This window comes from Crossiella sp. CA-258035 (genome assembly GCF_030064675.1).
Taxonomy (GTDB): domain Bacteria; phylum Actinomycetota; class Actinomycetes; order Mycobacteriales; family Pseudonocardiaceae; genus Crossiella.
Genome location: NZ_CP116413.1, coordinates 5,062,343 through 5,077,551 on the forward strand (window position 1 = coordinate 5,062,343; position 15,209 = coordinate 5,077,551).

The 15,209-nt window shown below is 69.4% G+C and carries 16 protein-coding genes; 11 read left to right on the forward strand and 5 right to left on the reverse strand.

Going from position 1 to position 15,209, the window contains the following annotated elements; genetic code table 11:
• Positions 1-14: 14 nt before the first annotated feature.
• From N8J89_RS23195 to N8J89_RS23210, 4 genes are all read right to left on the reverse strand, one after another.
• A complete protein-coding gene (locus tag N8J89_RS23195) occupies positions 15-548 on the reverse strand; it encodes a hypothetical protein (RefSeq protein ID WP_283659098.1) in 534 nt (177 codons plus the stop codon).
• Positions 545-913: a hypothetical protein gene (locus N8J89_RS23200; protein ID WP_283659099.1), complete on the reverse strand. Its 369-nt coding sequence runs from the start codon at positions 911-913 to the stop codon at positions 545-547. The genes N8J89_RS23195 and N8J89_RS23200 overlap by 4 nt, the downstream gene beginning before the upstream one ends.
• Positions 914-961: 48 nt before the next feature.
• Positions 962-1,291, reverse strand: a complete 330-nt coding sequence (locus tag N8J89_RS23205) for a hypothetical protein (protein ID WP_283659100.1) — start codon at positions 1,289-1,291, stop codon at positions 962-964.
• Positions 1,292-1,371: 80 nt separating this feature from the next.
• Complete coding sequence (locus N8J89_RS23210; RefSeq protein ID WP_283659101.1) at positions 1,372-1,989, reverse strand: DUF6928 family protein; 618 nt, start codon at positions 1,987-1,989, stop codon at positions 1,372-1,374.
• Between the two features lie 304 nt (positions 1,990-2,293).
• On the opposite strand from N8J89_RS23210, the gene N8J89_RS23215 reads away from it, so the two are divergent.
• From N8J89_RS23215 to N8J89_RS23225, 3 genes are all read left to right on the forward strand, one after another.
• Positions 2,294-3,253 carry a hypothetical protein gene (locus tag N8J89_RS23215; protein ID WP_283659102.1) on the forward strand — a complete coding sequence of 320 codons (960 nt, stop codon included), beginning with the start codon at positions 2,294-2,296 and terminating at the stop codon, positions 3,251-3,253.
• Positions 3,254-3,388: 135 nt separating this feature from the next.
• Positions 3,389-3,952 (forward strand): hypothetical protein, encoded by a 564-nt coding sequence (locus tag N8J89_RS23220; protein ID WP_283659103.1) that lies wholly within the window; start codon positions 3,389-3,391, stop codon positions 3,950-3,952.
• Positions 3,953-4,192: 240 nt separating this feature from the next.
• Complete coding sequence (locus N8J89_RS23225) at positions 4,193-5,284, forward strand: YeiH family protein (RefSeq protein WP_283659104.1); 1,092 nt, start codon at positions 4,193-4,195, stop codon at positions 5,282-5,284.
• Here the strand turns inward: N8J89_RS23225 and N8J89_RS23230 are convergent.
• Positions 5,281-5,442 (reverse strand): hypothetical protein, encoded by a 162-nt coding sequence (locus N8J89_RS23230; protein ID WP_283659105.1) that lies wholly within the window; start codon positions 5,440-5,442, stop codon positions 5,281-5,283. The two genes, N8J89_RS23225 and N8J89_RS23230, sit on opposite strands and share 4 nt — an antisense overlap.
• Before the next feature lie 338 nt (positions 5,443-5,780).
• Here N8J89_RS23230 and N8J89_RS23235 point away from each other — a divergent pair, with 338 nt between their 5' ends.
• From N8J89_RS23235 to N8J89_RS23270, 8 genes are all read left to right on the forward strand, one after another.
• Entirely contained in the window at positions 5,781-6,986 is a 1,206-nt protein-coding gene (locus tag N8J89_RS23235; protein WP_283659106.1) for an MFS transporter, read from the forward strand.
• Between the two features lie 239 nt (positions 6,987-7,225).
• Positions 7,226-7,987, forward strand: coding sequence for a DeoR/GlpR family DNA-binding transcription regulator (locus N8J89_RS23240; protein ID WP_283659107.1), 762 nt, complete (start codon positions 7,226-7,228; stop codon positions 7,985-7,987).
• Between the two features lie 166 nt (positions 7,988-8,153).
• Complete coding sequence (locus N8J89_RS23245) at positions 8,154-9,506, forward strand: ABC transporter substrate-binding protein (RefSeq protein ID WP_283659108.1); 1,353 nt, start codon at positions 8,154-8,156, stop codon at positions 9,504-9,506.
• An 11-nt stretch (positions 9,507-9,517) separates the two neighbouring features.
• On the forward strand, positions 9,518-10,441 hold the full coding sequence (locus N8J89_RS23250; protein WP_283659109.1) for a carbohydrate ABC transporter permease: 924 nt from the start codon (positions 9,518-9,520) through the stop codon (positions 10,439-10,441).
• A complete protein-coding gene (locus tag N8J89_RS23255; protein WP_283659110.1) occupies positions 10,438-11,262 on the forward strand; it encodes a carbohydrate ABC transporter permease in 825 nt (274 codons plus the stop codon). The genes N8J89_RS23250 and N8J89_RS23255 overlap by 4 nt, the downstream gene beginning before the upstream one ends.
• Positions 11,262-12,257, forward strand: a complete 996-nt coding sequence (locus N8J89_RS23260) for a zinc-dependent alcohol dehydrogenase family protein (protein WP_283659111.1) — start codon at positions 11,262-11,264, stop codon at positions 12,255-12,257. Before N8J89_RS23255 ends, N8J89_RS23260 begins: the two co-directional genes overlap by 1 nt.
• Positions 12,258-12,336: 79 nt before the next feature.
• Entirely contained in the window at positions 12,337-13,173 is an 837-nt protein-coding gene (locus N8J89_RS23265) for a hypothetical protein (protein ID WP_283659112.1), read from the forward strand.
• A 141-nt stretch (positions 13,174-13,314) separates the two neighbouring features.
• Positions 13,315-15,171, forward strand: a complete 1,857-nt coding sequence (locus tag N8J89_RS23270; protein ID WP_283659113.1) for a hypothetical protein — start codon at positions 13,315-13,317, stop codon at positions 15,169-15,171.
• Positions 15,172-15,209: the final 38 nt, after the last annotated feature.

Consider the following 15,209-nt stretch of genomic DNA (forward strand, 5'->3'; position numbering starts at 1 on the left):
TGCTCCCGGGAGACTCAGTTCAATATCGGAAGCGGCTCCGGCCCATGCGCCAGCAAGTGCGCACCTATGGGCTCAATCCCCTCACCTATCACGGTGGTCTCGATGCGGGAAGCTCCAGCTACCTCTTCGACATCGACACTGAGCAGTGACGCCCTGTCGGACGCGAACAGGACGAACCCGTCAGTCATCCATTCCACCGCCGAGGGAATCAGCTCGAATTGAAAAACCTCCAGGGGGATCGCGATCCATGCCGCATCCGGCCCATCCAGGACGGAAGCAACAAGCCGTTCTTCGCGCAATTCCGACAGATCACACGATCGTAGGATCTCGCCGAGTCTCTCCTTGACGACCCAACGCTGGATGACTCGCCCGGGAGACGAACCGATACTGGCGACTTCCGTGGAGAGCCGATGTGACTCCGCGTAGTCGCACCATTCACCCCGCAGTTGGCGCCCGTGCATCTCGAAGGTGGCGAAGAGTGCATCCCTGGCCTTTTTCACCTTCCAGTTCCATCGCGCGAACTCGGCTCGCTTCGCGACATCACTCACAGGCAGCCTCGCTCCTTCAAGTACTTGGCGATGATGAGGGGCGCGCGGTGCGGACCGTTCCTAGCCGCCAGAAACAAGTCAAGCTCCTCGAACAGCACGTCGAGAGCTCTCAACTCGTCAGCAGCGGAAAGTTCCGTCCGTAGCCCAGTTGACCCCACCGCCATCCTCAGAACCAGGGCAGACCATGTGAGGTTGGCTTCAGCGTCCGCCTTAAGAGCAAGCCATTCGCGGAATCCGATGAGCAGACCCCACGAGTTCCCAGCGTCGCAACCGCCAATGAAGGCCACGGCTTCCCTGAAAGAGCCGTTCAACCCATAGCTGTCGGGCCTTTTCCTGAGGTCAGCAAAAAGTTGTCGATACTCCATGACACCCACTCAGTCCAGGGGTTCTCCGGGCGTTGGGCAGACCTTCATCTAATCAGTCGGGAAAGCCATGCACAACTGCACCTTCGACGCAAAGTCCAGATCATCGACCAGTGCTTTGATTCTTATCCGGCCAGCCCTGCAACGAAGCTTCATCTGCACATTTTCGTTCGGGTCATGAACGGCAAGCCAACCGGTGTCCAACAACAGTTCCTCATCAAACATCTGAAGAGGCAAGGGACTCGTCGGCTCTCCCCGCCAAACCTCGCAGTCCAGCCAGCCTTCCGACCCGTGCAGAACCGCGAAAATGATCGAGCTTCCCACCTTGTACCAGTTCGCTTCGGCTGGTTCCCAGTCCGACACATCGTCCATGCCGCTCATCTCCCGAACAATGAGGCAACCATGCTCTGCCTTGGCACTAAAAGACATCTCAGGCCTTGTCATCCCAACCGATCCCCCTCTCACACCTTGTCCGCAGTGAACGCCAGCAGTTCCGCATCCTCAGGATCAAAACAGTCAGGCCCCTCGTGCCCTTCCAGAACAAATCCGAAGCACTCCCGCAGGACCGCGTTTCCCAGCTCCAGCGGATGGAACGGGAGCGGGTACTCCGGAGCATGCCGCACCGGATGATCGCCCTCCCAAAAGGCGCCTTCACAGGGCAAGCGATCGCCCTCGTCCTCCAACACGCCATCCCCGGGACTGATGCTCATCGAGCGGACAAGGCCGCCCCCAGCCCACACCGCGAAGGCCGCCCAGTCCTCCGCGCTGTGCATGAACGCGGCATACGCACTCCGTCCGTCAGCGAGTCCCACAACGTCGTCCGTCAACCGACTGGGCCGCGGCGTGGTCAGCGCCCGAGAGCAGACGATATCCAGACCTGGCAACGAACCCGCGCACACAACACCCGGATCAGGCCAGACCGCGAGGTCCAGCGCCAGCGCACCAGCCGCCCGTGCCGAAGTTCCCAGCATCCGCTCAGCAAGAGCACCAGACCGTCGCTGGTCAAGGCCGGCATTCGGCCACAACCAGTTCCGGGGGACGCCCTGGGCAAATCCCAGAACAGCGGCCTTCGAACCCACGCAACCCTCCTGCAGCCAGATCCATGAGGCAGCGCTCGAGGCCGAACCACAAACCAGCTCCCCCTCATCAAGCACACGTGATCCCAAGATGACCGAACGTGGCTACGCCCCCCAGACGCGCGGCCGAGACCGCGACGCGACTATGGCAGGTCCCCTGAGCACCGGCGATAGACCGAATGGCGTCAATGCCCTGAGTCACCAAGGACGCGCAGGCCGGTGCCTGGCTCCCGTCATGAGGCGGGTGCACCGCCTGCCGCTCACCTGGCAGCCTGGCCGGGACCCGTTGCCGAGGAAGGGATCCGCCGTGCTGCGTGCCGTCGTGCTGACCGTGGCGCTCACCGCGGGGCTGGTCGCGCCCGCCGGAGCCGCCCCCGCTCACTGCCCATCCGTCATCCAGGGCAGCGGTCCCTCGATCCATCCCGAGGGCGTGGCCTATGACGCGGTGCGCGGGCGGTTCCTGATCGGCTCGGTCACCCATGGCACCGTCTCGGTGGTCGGTCCTGACCATCGGGCGGTCACCCTGGTCGACGACCCTCGCCTGGTCACCACCATGGGGCTGGCCGTGGACCACCGCCGGGGCCGGGTGCTGGTCACCAACGCCGACCTCGGTCGTGGTGACCGGACCAGTCCGGAGACCAGGAACCAGTTGGCGGGGCTGGGAATCTACGACCTGCGCACCGGGCGGGCGCTGCACTACCTCGACCTCGGGGCGCTCATCCCCGACACGCAGAACTTCGCCAATGATGTCGCACTCGGACCGGATGGCACGGCCTATGTCACCGACTCGCTGGCCGGGGCGGTGTACCGGGTCACCACGGACGGGCGGGCGGATGTGCTGGTGCGGGATCCGGGGTTGGCCGGGGCGGTCGGTAGCGGTTGGGGGCTGAACGGGATCGTCCACACCCCGCACGGCCTGGTCGGGGCGCTGTCGGCCAAGGGATCGCTGGTGCGGATTCCTTTGTGGGGGCCGGAAAAGTTCCAGCTGGTGAGCGTGGACGCGCCGATCGGGAAGCCGGACGGGTTGCTGGTGCGGCCGGGGAACCGGATGCTGGCGGTGGACAACACCGCGGCCAACCGGGTGGTGGAGCTGCGGTCCACCGACAGCTGGCGGAGCGCGGTGGTGACCGCGTCCACACCGTGGGCGGACAAGGCGCCGACCACGTTGGCCGCTACGCACTGCGGGCCGTACGCGCTGGCCGGGCGGCTGGACGTACTGCTCGGGGGTGGGCGCAGCGACGAGTTCGTGCTGCGCCGGCTGAGCTAGGGCGAGACCGCCGCTACCCAGGCTCCGGATCAGTTGGACCCGAGCGGCAGAACGCGGACGGCTTCGAGGTCGAGCTCGTCGCGCCCGGACCACCCGCGCCCCAGCCCCCGGACCGCGCCGTGTGAGGATGGCGGCATGGGGCGGAGCAGGGGGATGCGGTTCGCGGCCGTGGTGGTGCTGGTCGCGGGGTTGTCGCTGGGGGTGGCCGGGGACGGGTCGGGGGTGGCCGCGGACCGGGCGAGCGCGTTCGGCGACCGGGTGCTGGCTCGGGCGGAGAGCTGGTACCGGGTGAACCTGGAGTACTCGCAGGAACGTTGCTACCACACGGGATCCGGGTACCGCGCGATCGACTGGAGCGGGCCGCTGGGTGGGTGCCGGCAGCCGTTCCACCGCACCGACTGCTCCGGTTTTGTGTCCATGACCTGGGGGCTGGAGTTCAGCTACGCCACCCCGCGGCCGGGCGACAGCCCGGACCTGGCTGACGTGGCCCACCCGATCCAGCTCTCGCAGTTGCGCGCCGGGGACATCCTGGTCGCCGACGGCAAGCACGTGCGGCTGTTCGAGCGCTGGCTGGACTACGCCGCCGGCCGCTACCGGGCCTACGACTTCGGGGCCACGCCGGTGAAGCACCAGGACTACGTGTGGCGCGCGCCGGGCGAGCACGACTACCGGCCGATGCGCGACAACCGGCATCCCTAGGACACCAGGGTCTTCACTCGTTCGGCCCAGTCCGGGTGCCGGTCGGCAGCGGAATCGTCCCGGGTGCTGGGACGGAAACCGCGCCCCTGCCCGGTGCGGACGATCGCGGTTAGCGTCGCCTGCCATGACCGACTCCCGGCCCGCCCGGCGGCTGAGCGAGGACTGGCTGGCTGTCCTCGTCGGCCTCGCGCTGCTCGCCCTCGCCCTCACCGGTGTCCTCCCGCCGGGGCTGGTGCCGTGATGGCCACCACGACCACTCCCCGCCGCTCCCCCGCGCTCGCCTGGGCCGGGCTCGGCGTGCTCGTGGTGCTCGCGCTCGCCGCGCTGGCCCACTACCTCTCCGCCGCGGTGCCCGAGCTGACCAAGGGCACCGCGCTGGCCGGGATCGGGGCCTCGGTGGAGTTCCCGGTGTACGCGATCCTGTTGGGGCTGCTGGGCAACCTGGTGCTCACCGGGACCGGGTTGCGGGATCGGCTGGCCGGGGGCTTCCGGACCGAGTTCTTCATCAAGACCGGACTGGTGCTGCTCGGCGCCTCGATCAACCTGGCGGTGATCGTGCGCGCGGCCGGACCGGCGATCGTGCAGTCGCTGCTGCTGATCACCATCGTCTTCGGCTTCAGCTGGTGGCTGGGCGGGCGGCTCGGGCTGGAGGACAAGCTGCGCGCGCTGCTGTCCTCGGCGGTGGCCATCTGCGGGGTCAGCGCGGCCATCGCGGCCGCGGGCGCGGTGCAGGCCAAGAAGGAACAGCTCGCCTACAGCGCCAGCCTGGTGATCGTCTTCGCGCTGCCGTCGATCTTCGTGCTGCCCTGGGCCGCGGCCGCGCTCGGCCTGCCCGACGAGGTGGCGGGCGCGTGGATCGGCGGCAACATCGACACCACCGCGGCGGTGACCGCGGCGGGCACGCTCACCGGGGAGAAGGCGCTGGAGATCGCCACCATCGTCAAGGTCACCCAGAACGCGCTGCTCGGCGTGGTCGCGGTGGCGCTGACCGCCTACTTCACGCTCAAGGTGGAGCGCAGCGGCACCACCGACCACTCGGTGGCGCGCGGGCTGTGGCAGCGGTTCCCGAAGTTCGTGCTCGGCTTCCTGGCCGCCTCGGTGCTCACCACCGTCTACATCGGACTGGTGCCCGCGGCGGAGAGCAAGGCGGCGCTGGGGGTGGCCAACGACCTGCGGACCTGGTTCCTGATCCTGGCCTTCGTCAGCATCGGCCTGGAGTTCCGGGCCGGGGCGCTGCGGGCGGCCGGGTGGCGTCCGGTGGGTGTTTTCGGTGCGGCGACGGTGGTCAACATCGTCGCCGCACTCGGCCTCGCGCTGCTGTTGTTCGGCTAGGCGAACAACCGCTGCACGAAGGTGATCACCGACTCCGCGGCGTTGCGGAGCATGCCCAGGATGCCGTGCACACCGCCGGCGGCACCCTGTGGGTCGTTCATGATCAGGTAGATCACCAGAACGACCGCCAACACCACGATCAGCTTCTTCGCATTCACCGGCTCGAGTCCATCCTCATCACTGCCCGTCTACCCAGGACGCGGAACAGCCTCCCATCGAGGGACCGCGATCGTCGAACCGACACCCCGTTGGCTTGCACACACCTGTCTGGACCAAGTCTAAATTGAAACCCGCCCCCAGCGGGTGAAATTCAAGTTCCCGGATGTCCGGCTCTAACTCATGATCATCCATCCGACCATCGGACAACCCGTCTGCCTGCGGAAACAGGCGTACATAGGTAACCGCTTGCTCGATGAAGCAGTCCTTTTCCGCCCTTGGTTTCATTCCGCCGATGCAACAACTCGACCGGACGCACAACGTCTGCCACAAAGACCGGATGCTCTCACCCGTTCCGGTGAACCACCAGGTGGCGGCCAGTCCCCGGCCGATACGTCAGTGGTTCTGGCTCAGCTGTGGTGTCTTCGGTGTGCTCGGCTTCGGCAGCGCGCTGCTCGGCCCCACCCTCGGCGACCTGGCGCAGACGCTGGCCATCACCCTGCCGATGGCGGGCTCGATCCGCTCCGGCCGCCAGCTCGGCCAGTTCCTGGCCTCGGTCAGCTGCGCCTGGCTCGGCGCCCGCCTGTCCACCGCGCTGCTCGGCCTCGCCGGGTTCCTCTGCTACTCCGCCGGCCTGCTGATGTTGCTGCTGCCGGCCGGACTGCCGGTGGCGGTGATCGCCTCGGTGCTGTGGGGCCTCGGCCAGGGCGGACTGCACGTGGTGTGCAACGCCGAGGTGGTGGCCAGGATGGGCGAGCAGGCGCCGCGGCACGTGGCCGCGCTGCACTTCTGGTACAGCCTCGGCTCGATCGCCGGGCCACTGCTGGTCTACCTCTGCCGTCTCACCGGGCACTGGGGCGCGGCCTACGCGCTGGCCGCGGGCACCATGGCCGTGCTGGGCAGCCGCCTGTTCGCGCACCGGGCCGCGCCCGTTTCCGGACTCACCCGGGCAGCGGCCCCGCGGCTGCCGATCGGGCTCGGCGTGCTGGCCGCGCCGATGGTGGCGGTGTCCGCGGTCAACATGATGAACGCCGGGCTGGCCGACTGGTCCTACCAGAACGCGGTGCTCGTCGCGGGCGCCGGCCCCGGGGCCGCCACCGCGGTGACCTCGGCGTTCTGGGTCAGTGTCGCGGTGGGCAGGCTGGCCTCGGTGCGCCTGGTCGACTGGCTGGGCACCGGCCCGCTGCTGATCGGCGCCGCCGTGCTGGCCACCGCGGGCACCGGCGGCATCGTGCTCTACGGGCCGGACGTGCCCGGTCTGACCGTGGCCACCGCGGTCGCCGGGCTCGGCATCGCTCCGCTGTACCCGCTGGTCACCGCGTTGGGCGCGGCCGCGACCGACTCGCCGACCACGGCGGCGGGCGCGTTGTCGGCCGCCGCGGCGGCCTCGGCGGCGGTGGGCCCGATGGTGCAGGGACTCCTGGGCGGCGGGCACGACGGCGGGATGGTCCTGGTCGCGGCGCTCTCGCTGCCGCTGGTGCTCGGCGTGGTGTGCACGGTCGGTCAGGACCGGCGCCGGAAAGCCACCCTTCCGAGTGACTGCTGACCGGGTGCGGACCGCGATCCGGGCGCGTGGATCACACCAAACGGACACCGAGGCCGACCGGGTAGATCGATTACCTGGGAAAACCGCTGGTAGTCCGGCGGTAAAACGGACACCGAACGGGCAATGACCGGCTGGGTTGTGGTGCTGGCCACACCGTTTCGGCGGTGTTAAACCTATGCGCAGCCCGAACGGGCAAGGTTGAGCCCAGGTTCGAAGCCCGAACGGACAAGGAGGTCTGGATGCAGGCGGAAGACCGCAAGCGGCGCATCCTGGCCAGGGCGCGAGCCGACGGCAAGGTCGACGTGATGGCCATGGCGGTGGAGTTCGGGGTCGCGCCGGAGACGGTGCGCCGCGACCTCAAGACCCTCGGCGAGCACGGGCTGCTGCGCCGCACGCACGGCGGCGCGCTGCCGGTGGAGAGCGCCGGGTTCGAGACCGGGCTGGCCTTCCGGGCCGCGTCCATGGTCCCGGAGAAGCAGCGCATCGCCAGGGCCGCGGCGGAGCGGCTGGACGAGGCCGAGACGGTGTTCATCGACGAGGGCTTCACCCCGCACCTCATCGCCGAGAACCTGCCCACCTCCCGGCCGCTGACCGTGGTCACCGCCTCGCTGCCCACCGCGGCGGCGATGTCGGAGCAGCCCAGCTGCACCGTGCTGCTGCTCGGCGGGCGGGTCCGCGGCCGCACCAAGGCCACCGTGGACCACTGGGCGATCCGGATGCTGAGCGAGCTGGTCATCGACCTGGCCTACATCGGCGCGAACGGCATCTCCCGCGAACACGGCCTCACCACCCCGGACCCGGTGGTCAGCGCGGTCAAGGCCCAAGCCATCCAGTCCTCCCGGCGGAAGGTCTTCGTCGGAGTGCACACCAAGTTCGGCGTGGCCAGCTTCAGCCGCTTCGCCACCGTCTCGGACTTCGAGGCGATCATCACCGACACCACCCTCTCCCCCACCGAGGCCCACCGCTACGCCCTGCTCGGCCCCAAGGTCATCCGGGTCTAATCCCACCGCCGTGTTGGCCGTTCCCGTACGTCGTGTTGGCCGTTGTCGTACGGGGAGTTGGCCGTTGCTGACGGCTTCCCACCCACAACGGCCAAGACCACGTACGACAACGGCCAACACGCCGTGCCAGATCGGCCAACACGGGGTTGGCTGGGAAGGAAGGACGATGAGGTCTCCTACCCGACGCAGGCTCGCGGCGCTCGCGGTGTGCTCGACGTTGCTGGCCGCCGGCTGCGCGGGCGCGGGCGGCATCGGCGACCCTGACGACCCGAACTCGATCAACGTGCTGATGGTGAACAACCCGCAGATGCTGGACATCCAGCGGCTGACCGCCGAGCACTTCAGCAAGCGCACCGGTGTGAAGGTGAACTTCACCGTGCTGCCGGAGAACGACGTCCGCGACAAGATCAGCCAGGACTTCACCAGCCAGGCCGGGCAGTACGACATCGCCACCCTGTCCAACTACGAGGTGCCGATCTACGCCAAGAACAAGTGGCTGGCTCCCCTCGACGGCTTCATCGCCGCCGACCCCGGCTTCGACCAGCAGGACGTGCTGGAGCCGATCCGGCAGTCGCTGACCGCGGCCGACGGCAAGGTCTACGCCCAGCCCTTCTACGGCGAGTCCTCCTTCCTGATGTACCGCAAGGACATCCTGGCCGCGAAGAACCTCACCATGCCGGATCGGCCGACCTGGCAACAGGTCGCCGAGATCGCGTCCACAGTGGACGGTGCGGAGCCCGGCATGAAGGGCATCTGCCTGCGCGGCCAGCCCGGTTGGGGCCAGCTGATGGCGCCGCTGACCACCGTGGTGAACACCTTCGGCGGCACCTGGTTCACCCAGGACTGGCAGGCCAAGCTGGACTCCCCGGAGTTCACCGAGGCCACCAAGTTCTACGTGGACCTGGTCCGCAACCACGGTGAAGCCGGTGCGCCGCAAGCGGGTTTCGCCGAGTGCCTGAACAACATGACCCAGGGCAAGGTCGCCATGTGGTACGACGCCACCTCCGCGGCCGGTCTGCTGGAGGCGCAGGACTCCCCGGTGCGCGGCAAGCTCGGTTTCGCCCAGGCCCCGGTGGTGCGGACCAAGAGCTCCGGCTGGCTCTACACCTGGGCCTTCGCCGTGCAGCAGGCCTCGAACAAGCAGCAGGCGGCCTGGAAGTTCCTGTCCTGGGCCAGCGGCAAGGACTACGAGACCGTGGCCGGGCAGCAGCTGGGCTGGTCCAAGGTCCCCGACGGCAAGCGGGCCTCGACCTACCAGCGGCCGGAGTACCTGAAGCTGGGCGGTTCCTACGCCGGCGCCACCCGAGAGGCCATCGCCACCGCCGACCCGCGCAACCCCGGTGTGCAGCCGCGCCCGGCCTACGGCATCCAGTTCGTCGGCATCCCGGAGTTCACCAACCTGGGCACCCAGGTCTCCCAGGAGATCAGCTCCGCCATCGCCGGGCGCGAGTCGGTGGACGAGGCGTTGCGGGCCGCGCAAGGGCTGGCGGACAAGGTAGCCAAGAAGTACCGGAACTGAGAGGAGGAACGATGACCACCCTCGACACCCGCCCCGCGCCGGTCACCGGTCCGCCGGCCCAGCCGCGCAGCGCGTCCAAGGCGGCCCGCTGGGCCCGGCGCGCGCCGCTGCTGCCCGCGCTGATCTTCACCATCGCGGTCACCCAGCTGCCGTTCGTGGCCACCCTGGTGATCTCCTTCCTCCAGTGGAACTCCCTGGCCCCGGAGAACCGCGGTTTCGCCTTCCTGGACAACTACCTCGCCGTGGTCACCGACCCGAACCTGCGGTCCTCGGTGCTCACCACGATCCTGCTCACCGCCAGCGTGGTGCTGGTCAGCCTGATCCTCGGCCTGGGCCTGGCCCTGTTGCTGGACAACAAGTTCCGCGGCCGCGGCCTGGTGCGCACCATGCTGATCGCGCCGTTCCTGGTGGTGCCGGTGGCCGCGGCGCTGCTGTGGAAGCACGCGCTCTACAACCCCGAGTACGGCCTGTTCAACGGCCTGCTCGGCACCGAGGTGGACTGGATCAGCGAGATGCCGCTGGTCGCGGTGGTCGCCTCGCTGGTGTGGCAGTGGACGCCGTTCATGATGCTGATCCTGTTGGCGGGCCTGCAATCCCGGCCGCTGGACGCGGTGGAGGCCGCCGCCATCGACGGGGCCAGCGGCTTCCAGGTCTTCCGCTACCTGACCCTGCCGCACCTGCGCCAGTACCTGGAGCTGGGCGCGCTGCTGGGCTCGATCTACATCGTGCAGAACTTCGACGCGGTGTTCACCATCACCTCCGGCGGCCTGGACACCGCCAACCTGCCCTACACCATCTACCAGACCTTCTACCAGGCACACGACTACGGCCAGGCCTCCGCCGCCGGGGTGGTCGTGGTGATCGGCTCGATCATCATCGCCACCTTCGCCCTGCGCGCGGTGTCCTCCCTGCTGAAAGACGAGGTGACCCGATGACCCGCCGCGCGTGGCGCCCGTGGGGCGCGCTGGCCTGGTTCGCCGGCATCCTGTTCTTCCTGCCGGTGGCCTGGATGGTGCTCACCTCGCTGCACAGCGAGTCCGACGCGGCCACCAACCCGCCGTCGATCCTGGCCCCGCTCACCCTGGACGGCTACGCGGAGTTCTTCGGCGCCGACGGCGGGGCCAGCCCGTGGCCGCCGCTGCTCAACTCGGTCAGCGCCAGCGTCGGATCGACGATCCTCGTTCTGCTGCTCGCCGTTCCGGCCGCGTACGCGCTCTCGATCCGGCCGGTGCAGAAGTGGAGCGATGTGCTCTTCTTCTTCCTCTCCACCAAGATGCTGCCGGTGGTCGCCGGGCTGCTGCCGATCTACCTGATCGCCCAGTACGCCGGGCTGCTGGACAACATCTCCTTCCTGGTGGTGCTCTACACCTCGATGAACCTGCCGATCGCGGTGTGGCTGATGCGCTCCTTCCTGGCCGAGATCCCCAAGGAGATGCTGGAGGCCGCCGCGCTGGACGGCGCGGGCCTGGTCACCACGCTGCGCCGGGTGGTCGCGCCGGTGGCCATGCCCGGCATCGCGGCCACCGCGTTGATCTGCTTCATCTTCAGCTGGAACGAGCTGTTGTTCGCCAGGGTGCTGACCGGGGTCGTCGCGGGCACCGCGCCGGTCTTCCTCACCGGGTTCGTCACCAGCCAGGGCCTGTTCCTGGCCAAGATGTGCGCCGCGGCCACCGTGGTGTCACTGCCGGTGCTCATCGCCGGTTTCGCCGCCCAGGACAAGCTGGTCCAGGGCCTGTCGTTGGGAGCTGTGAAGTAATGAAGGCCGCCGTCATCAGCGGAGTCGGTCAGGTCGAGGTCACCACGGTGCCCGATCCCGCGCCGGGTCCCCGCGAGGTCGTCGTCGAGGTGGCCGCCTGTGGCCTGTGCGGCACGGATCTGCACATCCTGCAAGGGGAGTTCGCCCCGACGCTGCCGGTGATCCCCGGCCACGAGTTCGCCGGGGTCGTGGTGGCGACCGGCAAGGAGGTCACCGAGGTCCGCGCCGGGGACCGGGTCGCGGTGGACCCCTCGCTGTACTGCCACGAGTGCCGCTACTGCCGGGTGGGCCGCAACAACCTGTGCGAGCGCTGGAACGCCATCGGGGTCAGCAAGCCCGGTGGCGCGGCCCAGTTCGCGGTCGCGCCGGTGGCCAACTGCGTCAAGCTGCCCGAGCACATCCGCACCGAGGACGCCGCGCTGATCGAGCCGCTGTCCTGCGCGGTGCGCGGCTACGACATCCTCAACGCGCAGCTGGCCAGCCGGGTGCTGATCTACGGTTCGGGCACCATGGGCCTGATGATGCTGGAGCTGGGCAAGCGCACCGGCGCGGCCAGCATCGAGGTGGTCGACCTCAACCCGGACCGGCTGGCCACCGCCCAGCGCATCGGCGTGACCGGCACCGCCACCAACGCCGACGAGCTGGACCGGCCGGAGGGCTGGGACGTGGTCATCGACTGCACCGGCAACGAGAAGGCCATCCAGGACGGCCTGGGCCGGGTGGCCAAGGGCGGCACCTTCCTGCAGTTCGGCGTCTCCGACTACTCCGCGCGCGCGGTGATCGAGCCGTACAAGATCTACAACCAGGAGATCACCATCACCGGCTCGATGGCGGTGCTGCACTCCTTCGAGCGGGCCGCGGACCTCTTCGCCGCCGGCGTGCTGGACCCGGAGGTCTTCATCAGCCACCGCCTGCCCCTGGACGACTACGCCGCCGCGCTGGAGTCCTTCCGCCGCGGCGAGGGCCGCAAGATCCAGGTCCTGCCCGGCAGCTGACCGCGTCCAGCGCCCCCGGCATCCGTTGGGGGCGCTGGCGGGTGAGCCGAGTGTCAGGCCCTGCCCCTAGCCTCCCGGTATGACCCGCACCACCCACCCGCCCGCCTACGGCGTCGCCGCCCGGTTCCCGGCCCTGGCCGCCTACGCGCGCGTCACGGTTCGCCTGCACCCGCGCCGCGGCAACCCCACCGCCTACGACAGCCACCTCGGCGGACCGCTGCTGTGGCCTGCGGATGAACCCTGGCCGCGGTGCGGACGCCCGAAGTGCTTCATCCCCGCACCCGAGCAGCCGGAACCAGCCGTGGTGGCCGGGCAGTTCTGGGCCAGGGACCTGCCTGACCTGCCCTTCCCGGCAGGAACCGACCTGTTGCAGGTGCTGTGGTGCCCGCACGAGCACGACGAGTTGCAGGGCGGCATCGGCCCGTACGTCTACCTGTTCTGGCGGAACTCGCACTCGATCACGCCTTCGTCGGAGCCGCCGCCGGAGCCGATGCTGCTCAACGGTGACGACAGCCTGGTGCCCCGGCCCTGTGTGCTGCACCCCGAACGCCTCACCGAGTACCCGTGGCACGAGGAACTGCCCGCCGATCTGGCCGAGGCCGTGCAGAGCATCCGGGAGGAGTACCGAGAGGGCCTGTCCATCGCGCCGGGCAGCAAGATCGGCGGCTGGGTGTCCTGGGCGGTCACCGACCGGATCCCGCAGCCCTGCCTGGAATGCGGCACGCCGACCGAGCACCTGCTCAGCATCGCCGACACCGAATGGGGCAGCCGCGAGTCCCGCTGGCGGCCGTTCGAGGAGGACGCTCTCGGGGACCGGGACGCGTGGAACCCCATCGGCACCTACATCAAGGACGCCGTGCGGCTGTTCGTCTGTCCACAGTCGACAGACCACCCGGTCCGGTTCGACCGGCAGTAGCGGGGTACACCAGGCCGCCGACGCGCAGTTCCCCCAAACGCGCCACTGCTCTGCGCCGGGTGGGGTGGGCTGGGCTCAGCTTCCGGCGCGATCTGGACGGTTCGCCCACCCGGTAGCCCGCGGGCGCGGCACACTCATCCGGTGATCCTCCGAGCACTGGCCGCCGCGGTCGCGCTGACCGCCACCGGCCTCCAGCCAGCCGCGGCCGCCCCCGCGGCGATCGAACCCTGCTCCGCCGTCTCGGTCGGCCCGGCCCAGGTCGTGGTCGACAACACCACCCGGCTCAACCTCGGCCTCAAGGGCTGGCCGGACACCGCCTTCGGGGTGCTGCCCGAGGGCAACGGCCAGTACCGGTTCCTGTCCACCTCCGCACTGGTCGGCTCCGGCACGATGCCGCAGAGCATCGCCACCACCAAGGGCACCCTGGACAACCCGGTCGCCGGCGGGGTCAGGCACGCCGCGGTGCGCAACATCCCGCCGGGCTACCAGTACGCCGGCGGCGGACCGGTCTTCCGCGACCCGGCCAGCGGCCTGGTGCTGCAGATGGTGCACCTGGAACGCACCCTGGACGGACCGAACCACCAGTTCTACGCCGAGCTGCACCTGGGCCTGCACGACCTCGCGACCGGTGAGACCCGGTTACTGGGCGAGATCATCTCCCCGGACATGGACTTCGCCACCGCGTACCGGCACAAGCTGACCGCCGACATCGGCACCTCCTCCTTCGTGCTGCGCGACGGCTACCTGCACGCCTACTTCCCGGACTACTCCTACGACGACGGCAAATGGGTCAACACCCCGCTGTCGGTGGCCCGCGCCCCGCTGGCCGAGGTGGTCGCCGCGGCCAAGCAGGGCAAGGCCAGCGAGTGGCGCAAGTACCACGGCGGCGCCTGGAACTCCCCCGGCCGCAACGGTCCCTCCACCGCGGTGCGCGAACAGGGCGTCGGGGCCTGGCACCCGAGCGTGGTCAAGACCACCAGGGGTGGCACGATCATGGTGGCGGGCAACAGCATCACCGAGTTCGTGCTGGCCACCTCGCCGGACGGGCTGACCGGCTGGTCCGGCCCGACCACCCTGTTCCGCGACCCCGAGCGCGGCAACGCCTACCCGACCATCGTCGGCACCGGCAGCGATCCGTCCATTGTGGACAACGAGTTCTACCTCTACTACCTCCAGTGGGCCAAGCCCGGTGACTGGGCGAACGCGGTGGCCATGCGCCGCCACGTCACCTGCGTCGCGGGTCGCGCGCTGCCGAGCGTCCCGTTGACCGGCTACGCCAACGGTGCCCAGCACCGCACCAGCACGATCACCGAACGCGCCACCGGTTTCGCGCCCGAACCCGGTCGCCTGTGGCGGCTGGAGACCGCGGCCGTGCCGGGCACCGCGCCGCTCTACGGCTGCCGCAACGGCTCCGACCACTACCTGTCCCTGGCCCAGGGCTGTGAGTCGCCGCAGGCCGCGGTGCTGCAGAGCGAGGGCCGGATCTACACCGCCGCGCCCTCGGCGCCCTCGACCCCGTTGTACCGCTGCAAGTCCGGCGCGGACCACTTCACCTCCGCCGCGGCGAACTGCGAGGGCCGCGGCACCCAGGACAAGCTGCTCGGGCACGCGCTGACCACCACCCAGCGGGTGTTCAGCCGGTTCTACGACGGCCGGGAGCACTGGGACACCAGCGGCCCGGTCACCGCGAAGTACGCGCTGGAGCACCGCTGGTTCCTGGAGTCGGCGAGCAAGCCGGGCACCCGCGCGCTCTACGGCTGCGCCTACACCAGCGTGAAGGGCCTCAACCACTTCGTCTCCACACAGCCGAACTGCGAGGGCCAGCAGGTGCTGCGCACCGAGGGCTGGGCCTTCGTGGACCAGCCGAGCGCGCCCTCGGTGCCGCTGTACCGGTGCTACTGGCCGGAGCAGGACGACCACTTCCTGTCCCCGCACGAGAACTGCGAGGGCGTGCCCGGCGGCCGCAACGAGGGCCGCCTCGGCTACGCGCTGAGCTGAGCCAGGGGTCGAGGGCCCGGCACCCCCCGGCGCTGGGC